At 58.0% G+C, this 20,204-nt stretch carries 18 protein-coding genes and 2 pseudogenes; 12 read left to right on the top strand and 8 right to left on the bottom strand.

Annotated features, from left to right (window positions below; all coding sequences use genetic code 11):
- Nucleotides 1-84 precede the first annotated feature (84 nt).
- The 5 genes and pseudogenes from YUO_RS0133690 to YUO_RS48190 form a co-directional block, all read left to right on the top strand.
- On the top strand, nt 85-867 hold the full coding sequence (locus tag YUO_RS0133690; protein WP_156908882.1) for an enoyl-CoA hydratase-related protein: 783 nt from the start codon (nt 85-87) through the stop codon (nt 865-867).
- 1,174 nt (nt 868-2,041) lie between these two features.
- The gene (locus tag YUO_RS0133685; RefSeq protein ID WP_235782918.1) at nt 2,042-3,628 is read left to right on the top strand and encodes an amidophosphoribosyltransferase; all 1,587 of its coding nucleotides are present in this window, start codon (nt 2,042-2,044) and stop codon (nt 3,626-3,628) included.
- Nucleotides 3,629-3,635: 7 nt separating this feature from the next.
- On the top strand, nt 3,636-4,316 hold the full coding sequence (locus YUO_RS0133680) for an HAD family hydrolase (protein ID WP_028351174.1): 681 nt from the start codon (nt 3,636-3,638) through the stop codon (nt 4,314-4,316).
- A 195-nt stretch (nt 4,317-4,511) separates the two neighbouring features.
- Nucleotides 4,512-4,706 (top strand): NAD(P)-binding domain-containing protein, encoded by a 195-nt coding sequence (locus YUO_RS49125; RefSeq protein ID WP_083754827.1) that lies wholly within the window; start codon nt 4,512-4,514, stop codon nt 4,704-4,706.
- Nucleotides 4,707-4,748: 42 nt separating this feature from the next.
- Nucleotides 4,749-4,983: pseudogene (locus tag YUO_RS48190) on the top strand (glutamine amidotransferase-related protein); the annotation flags it as partial.
- 227 nt (nt 4,984-5,210) lie between these two features.
- On the opposite strand, the gene YUO_RS0133675 reads toward YUO_RS48190, so the two are convergent.
- The 6 genes from YUO_RS0133675 to ald form a co-directional block, all read right to left on the bottom strand.
- A complete protein-coding gene (locus YUO_RS0133675; protein WP_028351173.1) occupies nt 5,211-5,765 on the bottom strand; it encodes a 3'-5' exonuclease in 555 nt (184 codons plus the stop codon).
- Nucleotides 5,762-6,928, bottom strand: coding sequence for a hypothetical protein (locus YUO_RS0133670; RefSeq protein WP_028351172.1), 1,167 nt, complete (start codon nt 6,926-6,928; stop codon nt 5,762-5,764). The genes YUO_RS0133675 and YUO_RS0133670 overlap by 4 nt, the downstream gene beginning before the upstream one ends.
- On the bottom strand, nt 6,928-7,824 hold the full coding sequence (locus YUO_RS0133665) for an AAA family ATPase (protein WP_028351171.1): 897 nt from the start codon (nt 7,822-7,824) through the stop codon (nt 6,928-6,930). Before YUO_RS0133665 ends, YUO_RS0133670 begins: the two co-directional genes overlap by 1 nt.
- Complete coding sequence (locus YUO_RS0133660; RefSeq protein ID WP_028351170.1) at nt 7,821-8,321, bottom strand: HORMA-1 domain-containing protein; 501 nt, start codon at nt 8,319-8,321, stop codon at nt 7,821-7,823. The genes YUO_RS0133665 and YUO_RS0133660 overlap by 4 nt, the downstream gene beginning before the upstream one ends.
- The gene (locus YUO_RS0133655) at nt 8,318-9,268 is read right to left on the bottom strand and encodes a CBASS oligonucleotide cyclase (protein WP_028351169.1); all 951 of its coding nucleotides are present in this window, start codon (nt 9,266-9,268) and stop codon (nt 8,318-8,320) included. Before YUO_RS0133655 ends, YUO_RS0133660 begins: the two co-directional genes overlap by 4 nt.
- Nucleotides 9,269-9,585: 317 nt before the next feature.
- A complete protein-coding gene (gene ald, locus YUO_RS0133650) occupies nt 9,586-10,698 on the bottom strand; it encodes an alanine dehydrogenase (RefSeq protein WP_028351168.1) in 1,113 nt (370 codons plus the stop codon).
- An 810-nt stretch (nt 10,699-11,508) separates the two neighbouring features.
- Between ald and YUO_RS47380 the strand changes: the two genes are divergently transcribed.
- The 7 genes and pseudogenes from YUO_RS47380 to YUO_RS0133625 all read left to right on the top strand — a co-directional run bounded on the left by YUO_RS47380 (nt 11,509) and on the right by YUO_RS0133625 (nt 17,929).
- A complete protein-coding gene (locus tag YUO_RS47380) occupies nt 11,509-11,769 on the top strand; it encodes a hypothetical protein (protein WP_198028145.1) in 261 nt (86 codons plus the stop codon).
- Complete coding sequence (locus YUO_RS49120; protein WP_198028142.1) at nt 11,669-12,034, top strand: GNAT family N-acetyltransferase; 366 nt, start codon at nt 11,669-11,671, stop codon at nt 12,032-12,034. Before YUO_RS47380 ends, YUO_RS49120 begins: the two co-directional genes overlap by 101 nt.
- 316 nt (nt 12,035-12,350) lie before the next feature.
- Nucleotides 12,351-13,546 (top strand): IS3 family transposase gene (locus YUO_RS0133640; RefSeq protein WP_156908881.1). Its coding sequence is split into 2 segments (ribosomal slippage): nt 12,351-12,600 and nt 12,600-13,546, totalling 1,197 coding nucleotides; the frame shifts between segments, so codons are not numbered across the junction.
- Between the two features lie 900 nt (nt 13,547-14,446).
- Nucleotides 14,447-14,965, top strand: coding sequence for a putative pterin-binding protein (locus YUO_RS0133635; protein WP_051379778.1), 519 nt, complete (start codon nt 14,447-14,449; stop codon nt 14,963-14,965).
- A 24-nt stretch (nt 14,966-14,989) separates the two neighbouring features.
- Nucleotides 14,990-16,360, top strand: a pseudogene (locus YUO_RS48765) (PAS-domain containing protein); the annotation flags it as partial.
- 37 nt (nt 16,361-16,397) lie between these two features.
- Nucleotides 16,398-17,420 (top strand): putative bifunctional diguanylate cyclase/phosphodiesterase, encoded by a 1,023-nt coding sequence (locus YUO_RS45440; protein ID WP_283806435.1) that lies wholly within the window; start codon nt 16,398-16,400, stop codon nt 17,418-17,420.
- A 170-nt stretch (nt 17,421-17,590) separates the two neighbouring features.
- Nucleotides 17,591-17,929, top strand: coding sequence for a hypothetical protein (locus YUO_RS0133625; protein ID WP_156908879.1), 339 nt, complete (start codon nt 17,591-17,593; stop codon nt 17,927-17,929).
- A gap of 281 nt (nt 17,930-18,210) precedes the next feature.
- On the opposite strand, the gene YUO_RS0133620 is transcribed toward YUO_RS0133625, so the two are convergent.
- Both YUO_RS0133620 and folE read right to left on the bottom strand, forming a co-directional pair.
- Nucleotides 18,211-18,729 carry a 6-pyruvoyl trahydropterin synthase family protein gene (locus tag YUO_RS0133620; RefSeq protein ID WP_083754826.1) on the bottom strand — a complete coding sequence of 173 codons (519 nt, stop codon included), beginning with the start codon at nt 18,727-18,729 and terminating at the stop codon, nt 18,211-18,213.
- A 26-nt stretch (nt 18,730-18,755) separates the two neighbouring features.
- On the bottom strand, nt 18,756-19,574 hold the full coding sequence (gene folE / locus YUO_RS0133615; protein WP_083754825.1) for a GTP cyclohydrolase I: 819 nt from the start codon (nt 19,572-19,574) through the stop codon (nt 18,756-18,758).
- Between the last annotated feature and the right edge of the window lie 630 nt (nt 19,575-20,204).

Here is a 20,204-nt window from a genome sequence, read left to right as displayed (position 1 = left end):
TCGCAAACTGGCACGCAGGACGGCTGTTCGCGAAAACGGTTTCAGTGTATATGACGCCGATCCGAAACTTGCAAAGGTGCTACGTTGAACGCCGAGCCTGACCTCATTCTTTGCTCATCTCCTTTGCCCCATGTGGTTCTCTTGGCGTTGAATAGGGCGTCCAAACGAAACGCGCTGAGCAATGATTTGATCGCGGAGCTCGGGGCCTGCTTTCGCAAGGCCGCACTCGATGATGACGTCCGTTGCGTCGTCCTTACTGGCAGCGATGCATCCTTTTCCGCCGGCGCCGATATCAAGGAAATGCGGCAACGAGGGTTCGAAGCCATCGACAATTACGCGCGACGTTCTGCATGGCGGGACGTTGCCAATTTCCCTAAGCCACTTGTTGCCGCGGTTGAGGGGATTTGTTTTGGCGGCGGTCACGAGCTCGCGCTGCTGGCCGACATCGTGATCGCCGGTGAAGGCGCCAGATTCGGGCAACCGGAGATCAATATTGGGATATTGCCAGGCGATGGAGCAACCCAGCGATTGACGCGCGTGGCCGGCAAATCGCTTGCGATGCTCATGATCCTGACCGGAGAACCTATCCCTGCGCGCGCAGCCCTTCAGGCTGGGATTGTTGCCGAGGTCACGGCAGACGGCAAGGCGCAGAGCCGCGCCCTCGAAATTGCCGAAATTATTGCGCACAAGCCGCCGCGTTCCGCGGAACTGGCTAAAGCGGCTGTACTCGCCGCCTACCAAACGCCGCTTGATGTCGGTCTAGAGTTTGAACGACAATCCATCAGAAACGCATTCACGACGTCTGATCAGCAAGAGGGAATGAACGCCTTTTTTGAGAAGCGGTCGCCGAGCTATCGGGGGACTTAGAAGACACTAGATCATCCAAGCTCTACGCCGGCGGAAGCAACAATTGGACTCTCGTATTTCGAAATCGTGCTCCGGAGAACTTGCATCAACTCGCCGAACCACCGCGGAATGTCGTTGTACACCTCAAAGCCGGCGAATGACCGCGGAGGACATCCCACTTCGCTCGGCCAGCTGACCGACCAGTTCAGAATGCCCCCGGACGGCCCGCAGTTGCGTGCTGATGATCCCTGATGGACCATTGTGCCGGCCAGGAAGTTTGCCTTTGTGAACATCCCTCCGAATTCCCAGCATTCCCGAACGCTACCGCTCAGATTCCTGAGCGGCGCCGCCCTGCACCGGTACCGGCGGTAAGGGCCGTCTGGCTGTCGCAACCGATGTTCAAGGACGGCAGGCCCGCTCCGCCCCGACCGCATATTCTATGAGAGCTGTATCACGGTCTTCTTAGTGGAGTGATCCATGCATTCTTCTACAAAAGACTATTGTTCTTCGGGTAGAGACGCGGGTTTTGTACCAAGACACTCGGTTAATACCGACTCCTCAGTGTGGCGGTTGCGACATCGCGGTCGATGCCGAGCACCTCAACGGCACCATTTATCTGCAGCTCGCCTGCTCCTACCCCTACGATCCCATTGCTTCGAAACCGGAGCGGATGTTGCGCCCACCGGAAAGCGTTAGGTCGACCCAGCAACCCATCGTGGGATAAGCCGCGGAGCTTTCATGGTCAGGTGCATGTCCTTCTGATCGCGTGATCCGCACTCACGCGGACCGCATACGGTGCACCGGGCCGATGATCTTGTAACCAATCACCGCGACATCGCGGGCGATCGTGGACGATTTTCGCCTTGCTGCCGCTGCCGCTTCCGGACGTTCAATTCGTGACACCTATTTGGCAAAGCGTGTCGCGCCTCAGCTAACGTGTCGTAGATCCAACAGTTCGGACCGCGGCCGAATGATCAAAACGCTCGCATTCCAAAACTCGCAGCGAATATGCCCGCACGAGCACGCCGCCTAAGACACTGGCACGAGCCTTGCTAAAACGCGAGCAGAACGGCTTCCGTCGCGCGGCGCCGGCGGAATACATCTGCCTTAGGGATCGGACTCGGGACGCGGAGTCTTGGTTGAACCACGACACACGCAGTGTCGAATGAATTGTCGTCTTTGAGGGATAAATAGCATGTCCGGTGTGGCTGGCGCCTTTCTGTTGCCTTCAAGTCACTCCCAGCACACGCTTTATGATCGGCTCAAGCATATGGTTCCGAAACTTGGACTTCGTGGGCAGGCGGGTTTCGGTCTTGCCGCCTACATGCATGGAAAGCGCGTTCAATATATAAGGTCGTCTCAGTCGCCAAGCGAATTAGTAAACTTTGACTATAATGAACAGTATGCGAATTTCAGGCCTCACGCAGCGATTGCACACATTAGTAGTCCGTCTAGGAGGGAACAGCACGAGAGCGACGTGCAGCCTGTTAACAACGATAAAGCCGGTTTCCGCCATTTGGCTATTTCGCTAGACGGGGCCTTGGTCAACGCTGATGAACTTAGAGAAGAGTTGCTCGCCCAAGGGCATCGCTTTGACAGCGATACGGATGCCGAGCTCTTGCTCAAACTGATTGAGCGCACTTGTGAAAGTGATTATTGGCGACATGGTCTGCCGGTGAATCACGAAAGACTGTTTCGGGAGATCGATAACCGTATCGATGGCGCCGTCAGCGCACTCTTGTTGGATGGTGAAGGGAATCTCATTGCTTTTCGCAACCGATATGGTCTGCGACCCCTAGAATTCATGCAAACAGATGACGGCTTTTTGCTTTTTGCTTCGGAAAACTGTGCTTTTGTCGGACTCCAAGGCAAGGCAGAAGAAATTTTACCAGGCCACATCAAGTACGTGAACGGAAAAACGGGAGTATGTCTTGATCGCTCTCTGTGCGATGCTGGACATAACACCAGGCTGTGCGCCTATGAAACGCTTTACCTGGGAAGCCCAAACACGTCGAAACGCCAATCTCATCTCGAAACCCGTTACAATATCGGGGTTGCTCTTGGTAAAATTATTGCGCCAAGACTGGCAGCAGAAGTGGGGTCCGCCCATGTTATAGTTTCTTCTATGCCGCGAACCGGAGGGCCATATGCTGATGGTCTGTTTGCATCACTGGCCGAAAGCGGCGCCATCGTCCAACGTCACGAACTCATCGCAACACAGTTTTCTCAGCGGACGCTTATAGGTATCGTTGGCGAGCGCAAATCTCTTATTACCCAAAAATATCGTGTCGCAGAGAAAGACGTTACCGACAGCACCATAATCATGGCCGATGAAGCCCTCATTCGCGGCGATACAAGTCGGGCTGTCACGAATATGCTCCTTGCCGCCGGGGCCAAGGCTGTACATTGGGCAATCGGTTCACCGCCTATAGTGGCCCCAAATTACTACGGCATGGGTATCGATACCATGGATGAGTTGGCGTTCTGGCAAACGTGGAAGACCCTCCCACCCCAACAGCGCAAGCAAAGCCTGCGTTTTCATAACATCGAACCGCAAATGCTCAGGGTCATCGAAAGCACAATTGCCGCATCCATCAATGCTGCGGCTATCACCTATCTACCCTTCCAAGTTCTCGTATCCTTACTTCCGCAGGGGCATGATGGAATAGATTTGTCGCCGTTTACGTTTGAGATGCCAACCCCAGCGGGGCAAAAGCGCGCGAATAAGAATTTGAACAAGTTAATCGCCGATCTTCCCTTCCCGGAGTCGGCCGTTGCCTGAGGTTATCATGAAACCCACTCTAGTATTTGATTGGAACGGCACGCTGCTCGACGACGCCGATGCGTTGCTGAAAACGATCAATGCCATTCTAGGGCGCTTCGGTCGCCCTGATATCGATATGCCAACTTTTCGGGAACAGTGCGAGCTCCCGCTTTCTGTCCTTTACCGCAGTGTCGGAATGTCGGAGGGTGAAGCCGCAATCGTGGATAGCGATGGCAGCGCCATTTTTCACGACACCTACGAACCGCTGGCGAGCAAGGCCGATCTACGCAAAGGCGCGCGCTGCATTCTAGAAGCGGCACGTCAACAGGCGGTCTCAACGATCGTTCTCAGCAGCTATATAGTCGACCCTCTTCGTTCCCAAATCCGCAGGCTTGGACTCGACGATTGCGTCAACGAGGTTCTAGCCTTCGAAAGCCGCGCCACTCAATTCAAAAGCATGAGCAAAGGCGAACGGCTTCGCCTGTATATGCAAGCAAATAATCTGAAGCCCGACTCAACCTTTATCGTCGGCGACATGCCGGTTGAAACGGACATTGCACGCGACCTCGGGCTTATCAGCATATCGATTACCGGCGGATTTGTTTCCGAGTCGCGTTTGCGGGCTGCACAGCCGGATTACATCATTCATGACCATCATGAGCTGCTGCCAATTTTGCAAAGGCACGGCTTTTTTCGAAACGCATAGGACGATGACTGAAACTCCGCTAACAACCGCCCTCCTACGGCGGCGGGACAAAGGATCGGCCTTCGGCGCAGGACGCATGGGAACTGACATGGATTCGACATGGCAGCCTGTGAACGGGGTTTCGTTGCTGAATTGGCGACGCGCATGTAGATGCTTTCGTTTGGTCATCGCCTTCAAGCCGCGGGTTGAGGCAGTCTGCCTCGGGCAACACGGATCGTTCGCCCGTTTGCCCGACGAAGTTTGGTTCTTGACCGCACAACATCCTATCCTGCTTCGATGCACTCTCTGGCCGAACAGACCCAAAAGTACGGTTTAGACTTTATAGATGACCTCGTAACGGGAAGCCCGGAGCATGCAGAGCAAGGCTTTCTCAACGCCATTGTTGGATAGATTTCCGTGTGGCCGCCGGTGTTCTCGCTGCGTCAGAGATTTGTTGACCTCAAGCCGCTCGCAGTGGTGATCTCGCCTGGCCCCTGCACCCCAAGTGAGGCCAGGATACCTACGGCGATGTCCACGAACCTTCAGGTGCCTCCCCATTCTTGGCATCTGCCTCGGACACCAGTGTATTGGACGAGTTTTCGGCGGACGGGTGGCGCGTGCCCGTCGTCCCATGCACGGTCGGTCCTCGTGCATAACTCATGACGGCCGAGGGCTGCTCAACAAATTGGCTTTCCGGCTTGAAGAGCAACTGGGAAGGAATGAGCATTTTGGCAGTTCCGGGCACGCGACGAAGAGGCGGTCGGAAGAACCACACAGACAGCCAAGGCCGTAATCCGTGGCTCTGTGCCGTGATGGTAACGTAATGTAGTGGCACCGCGCGTAGAAGCGTAGCCACTCCGGAAGCATTCGCGATCGCAATTGAGTAATCGTGGGTAGCAGACTCAGACTGTGCTGTCAGCTCTTATTGATGAGCTCGGACCTAATCAGCCGAAAAATCTCAGCCTGGTACAACGCGTCGCGCAGCGCATCATGCGTCCCGGCCAAAGCTGGTTTGAGCTTTTCAGCTATCCTGCTCGAGCGCGTCTCACTCCAGCCGCAGCCCGTCGCGCCCATGTACAGCGCCTTGATATCGAGCGCCGTAAAGCCGAATGGATTGCTGCCGCTAAACCGATGGAAATAGTAGTTCACGAAGGACCAGTCGAACGGCGCGTTAAAACCGACGAATACGAGCGTTTCATTCCGACGCGCCAAGGTCAAAAGCCAGTGCGAAAAGGCTCGCATGGCATTGGAGGGCGTAAGTCCTGTTCGCGCGAGTTCGTCTAGAGAGAGCCCGCTCACCTCCAAAGCGTTGGCATCGAAGCTCCCGTTGATCGGCTTCAGCTCGCACGCGAATGTCTTCTCTGGCTCGTAGATGGAACAGGCACCGATCGACAACAGACTGAACTCGCCGGGGATCGGACCGGCGGTTTCCACGTCGACCGAGACGAAAACCTCGCGCTTGTCGCTCATGAGATCAACGGCTCCACTGGAACGAGTGAGGGGCGGTTGCGGATCGCCTGCCAGTGCTCCCGGAACGCCCGCTGCCTGTCGTCCACAGTGCCGGACGTTTTCCAATGAAGCCCAGAGAATGTCGTAATATCGAAAGGCAAGCAGGCGCCTTCACGCACCATTACCATCGTCGGCAAGCCGCGGCCGAGGGCGTACCCAAGTTCAAGAAAGCAGTTTGGCCGCGCGCCCGTGATGTCAACTAGCACCACGCTGCTGCGATGGAGCTTCGCGAATATCTCTTGGTCGATTCGGGAATACTCATAAGCTTGGCGGCCGTCGATGACGACGAGGTGATAGCCCAGCTCACCTTCGACCACGGGCTGAACCACCGTCTCGAAGAAATTCTGGACGTCAGCATAGTCGGGCAGATCAGGGTTCAGTAGTCGGACGGCGAAGGCTTTGGGTCTCTCAAGTGACTCAAGCAGCTCGACCAGGACAGAAACGCGATCCGCGATCGACTGCCGCTGCGGGAAGCGAATCCTGTTGACCCAGTCATGTGCATCACCGTCGTCGGCAATTTGAAACAGGCGGCGGGTCTGGCTGCTGGCCAGGCCGAAATTATAGAGGCGCCGCGCACCGGTCGTTTCGGGACAGAGGGCAAGGTTGAGCGGAATAATCGGCTTGCCGGCATCATGGTAGAGGTTCGCAAGATAGAGCACGCCCTCGGTGCCTCCCAGGGCAATGAGGATATCGCCAAACCGAGCCTGAGCCTCCATCCGCTTACTGTTCATGTTCCACTGCGCCGCGCTCTCGATTTTGATTAGCTGTGAGGCGCGCAGCTCGTCCCATAGACCTACATAGTCCTCCGGAATCTGATCTTCAGTCTTGTGATGTTGCACCGCGACCGCGAGTGGACTCGGCACGTTCGCCGGCCGCAGCGCCAAACTGTCCTTGATTGTCTTCCAGATCAGCCAATCGAAGCAGATCGGTAAAGCGTCAACCTTGCGCAGCGGCTCAGCATCCACAGGGACCACGAGGTTGGCGCCACGCTTGATCAGCTCTTTTACCAACCCAGCGATCAGCTCCCTCGCCCCATGGACCTCGCTTGCCGGCGCGACTGTCGTATCATCCACAACGCTCCCGGAAATGTGGATGCGCCGGCCGTAGAGAGGGGACCGCGGCATTACCTATCCTCCATCACCGGCGAGGAATGAAGCGCCGCGGCGACTGACTTTAAATGCTCAAACCGGAGCGGCTGCTGCGGATAGGCTTTCGCTAGGGCGGCGGGGTAAAGACGCGTGCGGATATCCGAATATGTCCAAGCCGGATTGCTGCCGCGGGCACCAGTGACCGCCACAAGATCAGAGATCTGCGTCGCCGGAAGGTTCAGACCAGCGAGATCCATCTGAAAGAGTTGGCGGCGTTCTTCGTCCGAGGGCCGCTTGAACTCCTCAATGATAGCTGCGCGCCGACGCAACGCGGCATCGAGCACCGAGAGTCGATTGGTGCAGAGGATGAGGATGATGCGGCCGCCATATTGCCGAAGATCGTCGATGCCCTGGATCAGAGTGTTCACGGCCACCTTATCCTCGTGATGGCTGTGGTCCTGCGCGCGGGAGGCGCCAAGGCTGTCTCCCTCGTCGATGATCAGGATGGCACGCCGGTTCTTGCCTGCCGACTGGATCAACTTGCGAAAGGCTTCCGCAATCAGCGTTCCCATCTCGCCGACCATGCCGCTGCCGCGCACGCGATTCGACAGCTTGAAAAGGATCGAGTCTTCGCTCCTCGCCTCGGCGACGAGCTTGTTGGCGATGCATTCGGCCATCGCCGTCTTGCCGGTCCCAACGTCGCCATGAAAGATCACGAGCGGGTACTGCTCGGCGACGAGATCGCAGATCGCGAGCTTGCCGCCATGGTGCTTGCGGTTCCATTCGCCGAGACCACCGACATTCAGCAGCAACCGAAGCTGGTCATGGATATGGGCATAACGCGCGGCAAATCCTAACAACGTCTTTTCCCGCTTGGCGAGCGCCTCGCTAGGCAATGGGGCTTCGCTATCGAAGATACTCGGCTGACTCACTTCACCCAATCCTTTCTCTGCATGCCATAGGCGTTGCTGACGTAGTTGCGGCCGCCTGAAGACGTCAAGTTAGCGTGACTGGTGTCCTCGTAGGACGTAACCCAGCCGATCTTCAGCTTTCCTTTCACCGCCTCGCGCGCCGCGCTCGTGTAAGCTTCGGTGTAGCTGAGGATGACACGGAGATATGCACCCGCGACCTTCGGCCAGCGCACTCCGCCAGGGCGGCTCGTGGTGAGCGAACCCGCTTCCGTGTCGACCTCAAACCTGACGGCTTTGACCTCGATGCCATTACTGAGAAGCGTGACGTCAACCCACGCGAGGTACCCTGCTTTTGCGAGGACCTCGATATCATGGGCATAGAGCGCCGCCTCTGCAGCAGTCCAGGCGCCCGTGCTGTCGGCGATCATGATGAGATCGGCCTTCACGCGGCGAACTACATTCTCGATGTCGACGACCGTGTAGGTGGCACTGCCAGTGGCGGTTCTGGTCTGGCTCATCTCAGTCCCTCCGTCTTGAAGCGAGGGCCGAAGATCTCCTTCCAGACCTCATTGTCATTTTCGGCCGATGCAAAATTCGCGGTCTCCCACGCCGCCTCCGCCGCTGCGACGACCTCCTTGCGCTCGGCTTCCGAAATCCGGCTTGTCACGTTGTTCAGGCTGTAAACAGGGTCGAGGATGACAACGGGATCGGTGAAGGTCCCGAATGGCGCCGTATTTTCGGGGAAGCTAATCTGCTCTTTCAGATCCGATTGGGCGATGTAGAGCAGGAAATTCCGGAAGCGCTGCTCGATGCTCCCGAAATTACCCTGCGTCGCCAGCATATGGGCCATGATGAGCTCGATCGCGAAGGATTTGAGCGGCTTGATCTCGGCATGGTTGCGCCACTTCTTCGCTAAGCGCACCAGCGTGCGGAAATCGCTGTCCTGGTTCTTGCGATCCCGGACGAACTCGATCTGGCAGGGAGCGCAGGTCTGGATTTTCGACCCGTCATGGATGTCAAACTGCCAGCCATAGTCTGGCCGGTTCTCGTCCTGGATCACGGGGACGATGTCGACGCTCAGCCCCGTGCCGACAAAGGTCACGGTCGCAGCCCTGCGCTGGATCTCGAAATCTTCGACCGATTTGTTGGGATACTGCTCGATCAGCAGGTCGTAGATGGTGTTGTTCAAACTATCGAGCGTCTCCTTCTCGGCATCACGCCCGGAAATATAGAACACCACGTCGACATCAACCGGATCGACGCTCGTCTTTCGTAAGATGGTATATTTGGCGAAGGAGCCAGCCTTTACTACCTTTGTGATCTTGATCTCGGTCTTGTCGCGGACGGTCTTGCACAGTTCGGCGATCAGGCGATCCACCTGTTCATGATATTCCTTCCGCTTGTCGTCAGGGAGGCGCAGGACATTGCTGTCGTAGTAGCGCAGTTCCGTGTTGCTCAACGCCATCACCCCTTCCTTTCTCGTTCGGCGTCTACCCACCGCCAATCCCGAATGGATGGAAGCCGCGGTAGCCGGTCTCCTTGGCGGTTCACAAAACCGGGAGGCGAGCGCTCAGACCGACGGCGCTTCTCCACCAGCCCCAAGCTTTCGTGTCGCCGGGCAGCTGAAAACGATGACTGGATGCTCTCTGGGAGAAGCTGCCCGACTTAATCTGCGAGAGGACAATCAAACTGCGTTGAGGGGAATCGTAGCCTCCGAAAAAATGGGCCAATCGAAGGAGTGGCCCAAGTCAGGGAGGAAACGCCCTTGAGGGGCCTCTGGGATCAGGCCGCAGCCTGTTCGATCGGTAAGAATGGCAGGCCGAGACTCTCGGCTACGGCCCTATAAGTGAGGCGGCCCCGATAGACATTGAGGCCTGCGCGCAGATGCGGATCTTCGAGCACGGCTGCAAATCCCTGCTTGGCGAGTGCCAAACCAAATGGCAGTGTGGCGTTATTTAGTGCTTGGCTCGAGGTGAGCGGGACAGCTCCGGGTATATTAGCGACGCAGTAATGAATGATGCCGTCCACCTCGTAAGTTGGATCAGCATGCGTCGTCGGACGCGATGTCTCAAAGCAGCCACCTTGATCGATGGCGACGTCAACGATCACCGAGCCTTTGCGCATCGAGCTCAACATGCCGCGGCTGACCAGTTTCGGCGCGCTCGCGCCGGGAACGAGCACCGCACCGACAACAACATCGGCCGCAAATACTTCCTCCTCAACGGCGTCAATTGTCGAAAACCTGGTACGAACGCGACCTTCGAACAGCTCATCTAGCTCACGAAGCCGACGTATCGACCGGTCGAGGATAGTGACCTCGGCACCCAAGCCCGCCGCCATCCGTGCCGCATGCGTACCGACAACGCCGCCTCCAATCACCACGATGCGGGCCGGCTGGACACCTGGCACGCCACCGATCAATAGCCCCCGCCCGCCGGCATACCGCTTCAGGGCGCTACCTGCCGCCTCGATCGCAAGCCGGCCCGCGACCTCGCTCATCGGCGCAAGCAGCGGAAGACCGCCATGCGCATCGGTGACAGTTTCGTAGGCGATTGCGGTGCACCCAGACGTTAGCAGGGCCTTAGCCTGCTCCGGGTCCGGCGCCAGATGCAGATACGTGAAGAGAATCTGGTTCTCTCTCAACTGCGCCCATTCAGAGGATTGGGGCTCCTTGACCTTTATGATCATCTCGCTCGATGCAAATACCTCGCGAGCGGAGTCCAGAATCGTTGCGCCGGCCTTGCGATATTCATCGTCTGTTGCGCCAATACCGGCACCGGCCTTGGTCTCGACCAGCACGCTGTGGCCGGCGGCCACATATTCGCGGACGGCTCCCGGCGTCAGACCGACGCGATATTCGTGGGTCTTGATTTCCTTGGGAACACCGACCTTCATTCGCATTCTCCTTAACGGAACCACCTATCTAATCGGAAGAGCGACTCAAACCGCAACGCAGATGTCCAAATGTTGAAGAAATCCGCCGATTTTTGGCGCCACAACGCAGGATTTGGGACAGATAGACGCCGACAAAATCGATCCACAATTCTTATCGTCCTCAGCATTAAACGCGACGAAATTTATGGCAACACCCTGCACTGCTATAGCGCGCCGCAGTCATTGGAAGACGAAGGACATCACAAATTATCGCGCCTACTTAGCCGTGAACCTAATCGGGCACGATGACGCTTTCAGAGCAACAAGATCGACTATCGATCTTGGTAGTTTCGAAGTTCGCCCGTCCATGTAGTCTGAGCCGTGCGCGCGGCTATTCAGAATCATGAGGAGGTCAAGAGAGCAGTCAATGGTCGCTCTGCTTGCCAATGCCCTTGAGCGAACTTCAAACATGGACCCATTATACTTGGCGCCGCGGAAAGCGATGTCCAATCTGGTAGCCATGTACTCATAAACGCGGTGATCTCATGCACCCAGTTTGATGTTCGCTCCGCTCCTAAAGCGATGCGGTCGCTGCCTCAGCAACTTGAAGCGAGGGACCAAAAAGATGTTTATGCAGCGCAGTGACTGTCGACGGCTGCTTGTGTTTGTCTGATGTCTTACTCGCCATAGTCCAGGATTTCTGTATCGGTTCGCGCGCGTTGCCGAGCAGATCGGGTGCAGTCCGGTTGCGTTCATCTGGGATCGCAAGTTGATTTCATTGTCGTTTTTTGCGGTAAGCTTTTGCGATAGTTTGCACGCGAAGAGAAGAGAATGCCGGAGATCGTTGTAACTGACGTAATCGCTTCTACAATCGTCAAGGCAATCGAGGGGCGTGACGATTTGATTGATATTACCACCGGAAACAGCAATGGCCGTCCCCTTGCTGTGGTCTTAAAGGCACCTCGAAAACCGGCGCGTTTTGGGCGGTGCGATGGGACTTTCATCGGCGGGATTGTTGTTCCTCGATTCATTTTTTCTACCACGGGAATTTCGCGGAAGGGGCTTGGGAATAAAGATTTTGAAGGAATTTGAAGACGAGGGTCGAAGGCGTGGCTGCCGGTCGGCTTTCCTCTACACGATCAGTTTTCCTGATTTCTACGCTCGAAAACGGATGGAAGGCCCTCGGCCGAATACCTTCCGACCCACCCGGAACATTCCGGGCTTTTATGACCAAGAACTTAGAAGCATCCTCATAGGTCTTCCTCTTCAACGGCGTCTTTTCGAATCATTGTATCCGCTCCTGATAATTGGAGTACGGCCGCGGGGGCGCGCGCCCCGACACCGTTTCGCCACTTAGTCGAGCCGCGCCAAGGGCTCCGCGTACGAAACCTTGCTCAAAACTGAGGCTTGCTGAGTAAGCGTCTTAACCGTCTCAGGACTGGCCTTCCGCTGCTATGAGGTCACCCGCCGCGACGAGATCGTGGCACAATGCGCGCTTGCTTCCGATTCGGACGGGCTCTAACGCTCGGAGTTACGCATATGCCAACGCTTCTGATTCATCCGGTTGTACGTACTTTCCCCACGATGGACGACGCTCTCTATGTCATCTGACCTTGCCCCACGGGCTTAATCCAGTTTGAAGTTCGCTCTGGCACCACAACAAGGACCAGAGCATGAAGCGCAGCCGCTTTTCGGAAGAGCAGATCATCGGGATTTTGAAGGAGCATGAGGCCGGGGTTTCGGTTGCCGATCTGTGCCGCAAGCATGGCGTCAGCGACGCCAGCATCTACAATTGGAAGGCCAAGTTCGGTGGGATGGAGGTGTCGGAGGCCAAACGGCTGAAGACGCTGGAGGACGAGAACACACGGCTGAAGCGGCTCTTGGCCGACGCCATGCTGGACAATGCGGCCTTGAAGGACCTGGTGGGAAAGAAATGGTGACGCCCGCGGCCAAGCGGAAAGCTGTCGCCCATCTCCAAGGCGCCTTCGGGATGAGCGAACGGCGGGCGTGTAAAGCCATCGGCTGCTGCCGCATGACCATGAGATACCAAACGACCCGGGCGGACGAAGCCGGCCTTCGCCAGCGCATGCGGGCAATCGCCCAGGAACGTCGTCGTTTCGGCTATCGACGCCTGCATGTGCTGCTCAAGCGGGAGGGCTATCTGGTCAACCACAAGAAGCTCTTCCGGCTGTACCGGGAAGAGAGGCTCGCGGTGCGCCGCCGTGGCGGCCGCAAGCGGGCGATCGGGACCCGGGCGCCGATGACGGTGGCGATGGCGCCGAACGACCGCTGGTCGCTCGACTTCGTGTCGGATCAGCCGACCTGCGGCCGCCGCTTCCGTATCCTGACCGTCGTCGATGACTGCACCCGCGAGTGTCTGGCGCTGGTAGCCGACACCTCGCTCTCCGGCGCCCGGGTGGCGCGGGAACTGGACCGGCTGGTGATCGAGCGCGGCAAGCCGAAGATGGTGGTCAGCGACAACGGCAGCGAGCTGACCAGCAACGCCATCCTGACATGGGCTGATCAGAGCCGGGTCGCCTGGCACTACATTGCGCCGGGCAAGCCCATGCAGAATGCCTTCATCGAGAGCTTCAACGGTCGGCTGCGGGACGAATTGCTGAACGAGACGCTGTTCACGTCGCTGGCCCAGGCTCGCGTCGCGCTCGGATGCTGGCGGGCCGATTACAACGATGCACGCCCACACTCGCGGCTCGGATGGAAGACGCCATCCGAGTTCGCCTTCACTTGCCATCCGCGCCGGGACCTGGCGCTGCGCTATGCCGAAGGCTCCGCGCCAGCTCCCGTCGCTACCACTGCCCAACCGGGCAAATCCAAATCCAACAGCCGGGGCGAACTCAGGTCTGGATAAAACTTGGGGGCAAGGTCACATCCTAAAGCAGGACATGGGCGCGCGGTCAGCGGCTCCCGATCGTTCTGTTCGAAGGACTGCGGTCTCACATAATACCGCTTTGAAGATGACGGCGAGTGTCGGCCATTGCCACGTGCGACACGCATCGCTTGTTTGCTGGCCCATCGAACCCTCAAGAGATTCTACTAGAAATTAGGAGCCACGCCCGAAGACAAGAGCGGGGCCGCTCCCCTGCCCCAGGGAGTCGCGCTGCGGAGTACAGCGCGCAACTGTCCAGCGCTCGTTTTCCGCCGACTTGCGATTCGGCAGGCCGCTGAAAGGCTCACGTCCGTTCCGATTTTTTCGGCCATCGGCGCCTTCTACGAAGTTGCGTAGGACACCTTCAGAAAGCTGCACAACCAGCTGTTTGAGATACGCAATTTCTTGCTTGCACCGCTCCAGCTCCGCTGTTCGTCTGTCATTACAATTCTTCATTGCGATTCCCATCGGCATGACTCATGTTGAACCTTTGTCCGACCAGGTGAGCGCGAATGACGAATTCGACGCGCTCCCCCACACAGAACCCACACAGACATTAATGGCAAACTGGGGGCTTTGCGCCGGCAAGTACCGTACGAAACGAACGAATGATCTCGCTCCTCACCCTAGCGCGTTGTCCCGACAGATCGGATCGGTTCGTACAAAGCCCCCCTGTCACTCGCTTTGAATTTTAAGCTCTGCGCAGCAGCCCCTGCTGGTTATTCCGAAGCGGCAGTTATGCGGCTTTGCCGATTTCGCGTTAGCAAAATGGTTACCGTCAAGTGCAACAGCCGGGCCCGCGAGCGGCAGCGTTAGCAGTTCGAACAGAGGCGCAGTGTTAGTTCATCGCTTCATTCAATCAGCCGCTCCGGGAGATTCCGCATGTCTATTCAGACGCGCCGCGTCGCACTCATAACGTACGTTGTTACGGCCTGCCTGGCGTTCGCCTTCACCTGCCTGCCTGAGGCCGGCATAGCGCAGGAACACCCGATCCTGATCATCAGCGGCAGGATCAATGCCTCCGACGCCGAAGCCGGCCTCACCTTCCGCCGTTCCGACCTAGAAGCGATGGGAATGGTGAGCTTCGAAACCAGCACACCCTGGTACAAGCATCCCGTCAAGTTCGAGGGCGTTCCGCTCGACAAGTTGATGAAGAACGTCGGCGCCACTGGTCAGCGTGTAGTCGCCATGGCGCTGAACGACTACAGCACCGAGATTCCCGTCGAGGACTTTGCGAAATACAACGCCATCCTCGCAATCAAACGCGATGGCGAATATATGCCGATCCGCGACAAGGGGCCGCTGTTCATCGTCTATCCCTACGATACGGACCCGGAGCTGCGAAGCCAGAAGTTCTACAGTCGCTCGGCGTGGCAGGTGAACCGCCTGATCGTGAAGTAACGGGCAAACCAGCGTTGTCGCTCGATGATGGCCGCCATGTCGAACCTTCGCCCAATCAAAATTTTGCTCGCGCTGGTCATCGGCATGTTCGTTGCCGCCACCGCTTACATCTCCGCAGTGGTGATGGAGCGCCAAAGCGCGCTCGAGCGGGTCTCGCGTTACAACGTCGCCTGGTTGGTTGGTCAGGCGACATCAGAGTACACGCGTCTCGAGCAACGGGTAAGCGCGTTCGGTCTCCCGGACAGCAAGATCAGCGCGGACGAGGTGCGCCTGCGCTTTGACATCATTGTCAACCGACTTTCACTCCTGCGTACCGCCGAGGTCGAGGAGTTCGTGAAAGCAGATGCGGAATACGCCGCGACCATCGACGCGCTCGCGCGAGCCCTTGACGCCGTCCAACCGTACCTCGAGGATCTGAAGCCGGCGCATGTTCCGAGATTGCTGCAGATCCTGCTGCCGGTGGATGCCCGTCTCGCCCAGCTCGCCGCCGCCGCCAATCGCGTCGGCGGCGACCGCGTCGCGGACGATCAGCGCCAGCTGATCCGCCTACACTGGACCTTCTCGGTAATGGCGGCGGGGCTGATCGTATGCGGCATCGCACTGATCGTCTTGCTTGCCTGGCACAATCGCCTGCTGCAGAGAGCCCACAACGAGATGAAGGTGCTCACCAATGACCTGCGGGTCACATCCGAAAACCTGGCGGAAGCTCATCAGGAGGTGCAGTTCGCCAACGCCGAGCTGGAGCGGCAGAACGAGACGCTTGTCCGACGTGATCGTGACCTGCGCACGCAAAACGAAAGGTTCGAGGCCGCTCTCGGCAATATGTCGCAGGCGCTTTGCCTGGTGGACGCACAGCAGCGACTGGTCATCTGCAACCAGCGCTATCAGGCGATGTTCGGTTTCGACAAGAACCTGTTGAAGGCCGGCACGCCGATGCCTCACCTTGCGGAATTCCTTTCCGCGAGCAGCGACGAGGGCGCCAGCCTGTACCAGGTTTATGCCAATCAACAGATTCTGGTCCGTGAGAACCAGGCCCGGACCTACTTCGAGGAACTGAACGACGGGCGCACCGTGGGCGTATCACATCAGCCGCTCAGTGAGGGAGGTTGGGTGGCAACATATGAGGATCTGACGGAACGGAGGCGTGCCGAGGCGCGGATCGCGCACATGGCACACCATGATGCGTTGACCGGTCTGCCAAACCGCACGTTGTTTCATGAGCGCATGATCGCAGCGCTCGAGCGTGCAGAAGATGGCGGAGGGTTTGCACTCATGCTGCTTGACCTCGACCGCTTCAAGACCGTGAACGATACGCTCGGCCATCCGGTCGGGGATGCGCTGCTGAAATCTGTGGCAGAACGCCTGAGCGCGGCCGTGCGGCCCGGCGATCTGGTTGCAAGGCCTCGGCGGAGACGAATTCGCCGTGCTGGCGATGGATGCATCCAATCACGACATCTCCCAGTTTGCCGACCGAATACTTCGGGCCATCGCCGAACCATTCGAGACCGGTGGACACCACATCAACATCGGAACGAGCATCGGCGTCGCGCTCGCGCTGGCGGACGGCCATGCTCCTGATGAGCTGCTCAAGAACGCAGACCTCGCCTTATACCAGGCAAAAGCGGCGGGCCGGGCGACCTTCTGCTTTTTCAAAGCGGAAATGAATCTGGAACTGCAGGCGCGGCGGCAGATCGAATTGGACTTGCGAGTTGCGCTGGCGGAAGGTGAATTTCACCTCCTGTACCAGCCGCAGGTTAATCTGACCTCGGGCCGGATAATCGGGTGCGAGGCGCTGCTTCGGTGGAATCACCCGGTGCGGGGGCCTGTGCCGCCGTCCGAATTCATCCCCATCGCCGAAGAGGCCGGACTCATTCCTGCGATCGGTGATTGGGCGCTGCGTCGGGCCTGCCATGAAGCAGCAGGCTGGCGATCCGATGTCAAGATCGCGGTCAACATGTCGCCGGCGCAGTTCAAGAATCCCAACCTTCCGCACAACGTGGTGCTGGCGCTGGCGGCCTCAGGCCTCCCAGCCGAACGGCTAGAGCTCGAGATCACCGAATCGCTACTGCTGCAGGACAACGACACCACCATGGCTACGTTGCATCGGATGCGCGAACTCGGGGTCGGGATCGCGCTCGATGACTTTGGAACAGGATACTCGTCGCTCAGCTATCTTCGGCGCTTTCCGTTCGACAAGATCAAGATCGACCAAACGTTCGTCCGCGAGATGACCACCGATGCCGATTGCATGTCGATCATCCAGTCGGTCATCGATCTCGCGCACACGCTCCGCATGAAGACAACTGGCGAGGGAGTGGAAACAGTGCAACAGAAGGACAGCCTGCAGGTCGCCGGCTGCACCGATGCGCAGGGATTTTACTTCTTCCGGCCCATGTCGGGCAAACAGATCGCCGATTTACTGGCGCCTGGTGCGAACCGGGAGACGGCGGCCTAGGCGGAAGTTATCAGGCCGGCGCTTTGCCCCGTCGCGTTGCACGGTCACTTCGAGCCTCGTCCGCTCGAGGTTATATTCTTGAAGGCATGCACTTCACCAAACGCCCCGGTACCTGACGTGTAAACGGAGAAAAGACGGGTGTTTCCCCGGCCTGTCTCGCGGGCACTGATGTGCTGACGCTTGATACGGCCGTTCGCGAATCTCTGAAGGGCGTCGCTCGAATTATTCGACGCCTCGAAGCTGTGTTTCGGCACGGCCATTCCCGAGGCAAGCCTAGCCTTATGCGCGTCGGCAGGAGTATCAATTTTCATTTTGAATATTCGCCACGGCAGAGTTTTGCAGCGACCCCGGTTTCTGTGGGCCCGACATTGAAACAACACGAAGCTTCGGTAGAGACCGTCATCGAACTCGACGATTCCGGCGCTCTGTTTGCGCCCGGCGAGCGTGTTACGTTTGGCCTGCAAAGCTTTCTGATGTTCCAGCGATCGCCGTTCCAAAGGGGGCAGTAGTCGCCTGTGATGGACGGGCGGCTGGAGTTCGGCTGGCCAAAGGGCAGATCGACATTCGAATCGCGGGAGGCCAGTTCGGCATGGTCAAAGACCATTATATCGAAGTCGTCGCAGTCAAGATTGCCTTTAGCGACGGCGTTAGTCGCTCGTTTTTATCGCTGCCTTCGTCCGCTCGCGACGGTAGCCGTGCGCCCTCTCGGGACTTCAGTCGGCGCGAAGCGCCGTCCACGCAGTCACGCGAGGATGTCGTGACTGTCCTGAACGTTGCATCGGTGTGGACATCAGGCTCCGGCCGGATTGCAGTAGATCGCGGAGTTGCCGCTGTGTTCGCGGACTTCCACGCTTTCAAGCCACACCCTGGCCCCGGTTTTCTTCGCCACATAATCCGATACGTGATCGAAGGCGTGCCTTGCAACCGCTTCGCACCCCACTGCCGGCAACACGCGAAGCTCTGCCAGCCCCGTCCGCTGCAATGATTCAAAGACGGGCAGGTGCGGATCGTCCGCCGCGACCAGCGTCGTGTGATCGAACATGTGATGCAGCCACGCCTTGACCTCCTTCAGGTCTCCGAAATCGAAGCACCAGTTGCATTCGTCGAGCTCGCGTGTGCCAAAGACAAAGGCGAAGGACAGAGCGTAACCATGCAGCAGGTTGCAATGCGAGTGCGTCGCGCGCCACTGCCGAAAGCAGCATGACAAGCCTTCGCTGTGACCGTACGTCTTGGTCGAACGGTAGATCGGACCGGCCGCGGCGGGCGCAATCGGCGGCGAGGAAGGTTGAGACAGCAGGCCGGTTGCCATGCGAGACTTATTTTCTTGACGAACGTTCATGCGCCGATGCGCCGTTCCAGCGCCAGAGCCTCGTGCAGGAATTCGTTCTTAAGATCCTGGTTGTGCAGCATCTCACCGAAGAAGGCGCTGTTGATCATCCGGCTCTGCTCGCTCGCGCGGACCCCGCGGTGGGTCCTGCACATGTGAACTGCGCTAATCCGAATGGCGAGCCCCTTCGGCGCAGTCGCGTCGACGATGTAGTTGCCGATCTGGGAGACGAGCTCCTCCTGGATCTGCAGTCGCGCGCAGAAGTACTCGACGATGCGGTCGTATTTCGACAGGCCGATGATCTTGCCCTTGGGCGATGGAAGCACGCCGATGTAGGCTTGTCCGTGGATCGGCATGAGGTGATGCGCACAAGTCGAGCGCACGTCGATCGGTCCGGTGACAATCAGACGATCACAGCGCTCGACGTTTTCGAATTCGGTGATTTTGGGCGCCGCGTCGTAACGGCCGCGCAGCACTTCCTCAACGAACATCTTGGCGACCCGCCGCGGCGTATCGCGGGTGTTATGATCGTTGACGTGATCGATACGCAGAACGTCGAATAGCTCCTCTAATTTCTGCGACGCTTCCGCGATCATCGCGGCTTTCGCCGCTCGATCGGCAAATCCCTCAATGGCTTCGTTGCAAAGTGCGGCGCCACGCGGCGGCAGCCGCAATTTCTTGGCACTGTTATTCATGCTATCCCCTGCTGCGTTCCGTCCCATCCCCGGCTGGCGAGGAATGTCGCTCGCGTAATCTGGCCGAACCCGCTTACGGTTCAGTTTACGACGCATCGGTTGATTCGGCGCGAGCGAGCCGGCGGGCGCCACTAAGGCTCGGGACCTTACCGGCTATTTGTTAAAGCTAGCAGAATCTCATTCGAGATTTCGTTGTTATAGGCGTGGAAACTTTGTACGGAGCGGACCGATGCTCGCCGGAGCAAGCAGATAAAGCAGCTGGTACGCTTCGGACGAGAGTGGAGTATCACAATTAAAGGAGCGTTCTGTACGTTACGGACAGACCTATTGCTTTCATACCCACCTGATTCGGCTAATGTTCATGTTGGCAACTTCATGCGTTGACATTGCGCGGCGGTATGAGATCGATAGTGCTCTACAAAGGTGAGACGGGGGGAACGCATTGTAAGTTACGATCGCTTGCTCGGACGAACTTCCCTTTGCGTATGCCCGCCCGATTCCCTGTCCTGCTGGCCCGACGCCGGCAGATACTTACCATCCTCTTTCGGGCGACGAGCTTTCTGCAGACACTTCCCGACTAGAAGCTCGTGCTTTCGGCAGAGGCGGGTTGTTTTCTCATCGAGCTAAGGCGGGACTACTCCTCTCTTTTGCGACGCAATCGACGGTGTTTCATGCGCGATCATGACCTTGTCTCAAACGGCTTCGTGGCACTGACGCGACGGGGCTCGTGCTGCTCTGCTCTCGCCTTCCTTCACGTTGTGA

The sequence above is a fragment of the Bradyrhizobium murdochi genome (assembly GCF_000472965.1).
In the GTDB taxonomy this organism is placed as follows: domain Bacteria; phylum Pseudomonadota; class Alphaproteobacteria; order Rhizobiales; family Xanthobacteraceae; genus Bradyrhizobium; species Bradyrhizobium murdochi.
This window is presented reverse-complemented; position numbering and strand designations above follow the sequence as displayed.

Bases quoted from the DNA above. Each gene is read 5' to 3' on its own strand.
- YUO_RS49120 (WP_198028142.1), top strand. From the start codon at position 11,669: ATGGGACTTTCATCGGCGGGATTGTTGTTCCTCGATTCATTTTTTCTA.
- YUO_RS0133685 (WP_235782918.1), top strand. From the start codon at position 2,042: ATGTCCGGTGTGGCTGGCGCCTTTCTGTTGCCTTCAAGTCACTCCCAG.
- YUO_RS47380 (WP_198028145.1), top strand. From the start codon at position 11,509: ATGCCGGAGATCGTTGTAACTGACGTAATCGCTTCTACAATCGTCAAG.
- YUO_RS0133670 (WP_028351172.1), bottom strand. From the start codon at position 6,928: ATGCCGCGGTCCCCTCTCTACGGCCGGCGCATCCACATTTCCGGGAGC.
- YUO_RS0133620 (WP_083754826.1), bottom strand. From the start codon at position 18,729: ATGGCAACCGGCCTGCTGTCTCAACCTTCCTCGCCGCCGATTGCGCCC.
- YUO_RS0133635 (WP_051379778.1), top strand. From the start codon at position 14,447: ATGTCTATTCAGACGCGCCGCGTCGCACTCATAACGTACGTTGTTACG.
- YUO_RS0133675 (WP_028351173.1), bottom strand. From the start codon at position 5,765: ATGAGCGACAAGCGCGAGGTTTTCGTCTCGGTCGACGTGGAAACCGCC.
- YUO_RS0133660 (WP_028351170.1), bottom strand. From the start codon at position 8,321: ATGAGCCAGACCAGAACCGCCACTGGCAGTGCCACCTACACGGTCGTC.
- ald (WP_028351168.1), bottom strand. From the start codon at position 10,698: ATGAAGGTCGGTGTTCCCAAGGAAATCAAGACCCACGAATATCGCGTC.
- YUO_RS45440 (WP_283806435.1), top strand. From the start codon at position 16,398: ATGGATGCATCCAATCACGACATCTCCCAGTTTGCCGACCGAATACTT.
- YUO_RS0133655 (WP_028351169.1), bottom strand. From the start codon at position 9,268: ATGGCGTTGAGCAACACGGAACTGCGCTACTACGACAGCAATGTCCTG.
- YUO_RS0133680 (WP_028351174.1), top strand. From the start codon at position 3,636: ATGAAACCCACTCTAGTATTTGATTGGAACGGCACGCTGCTCGACGAC.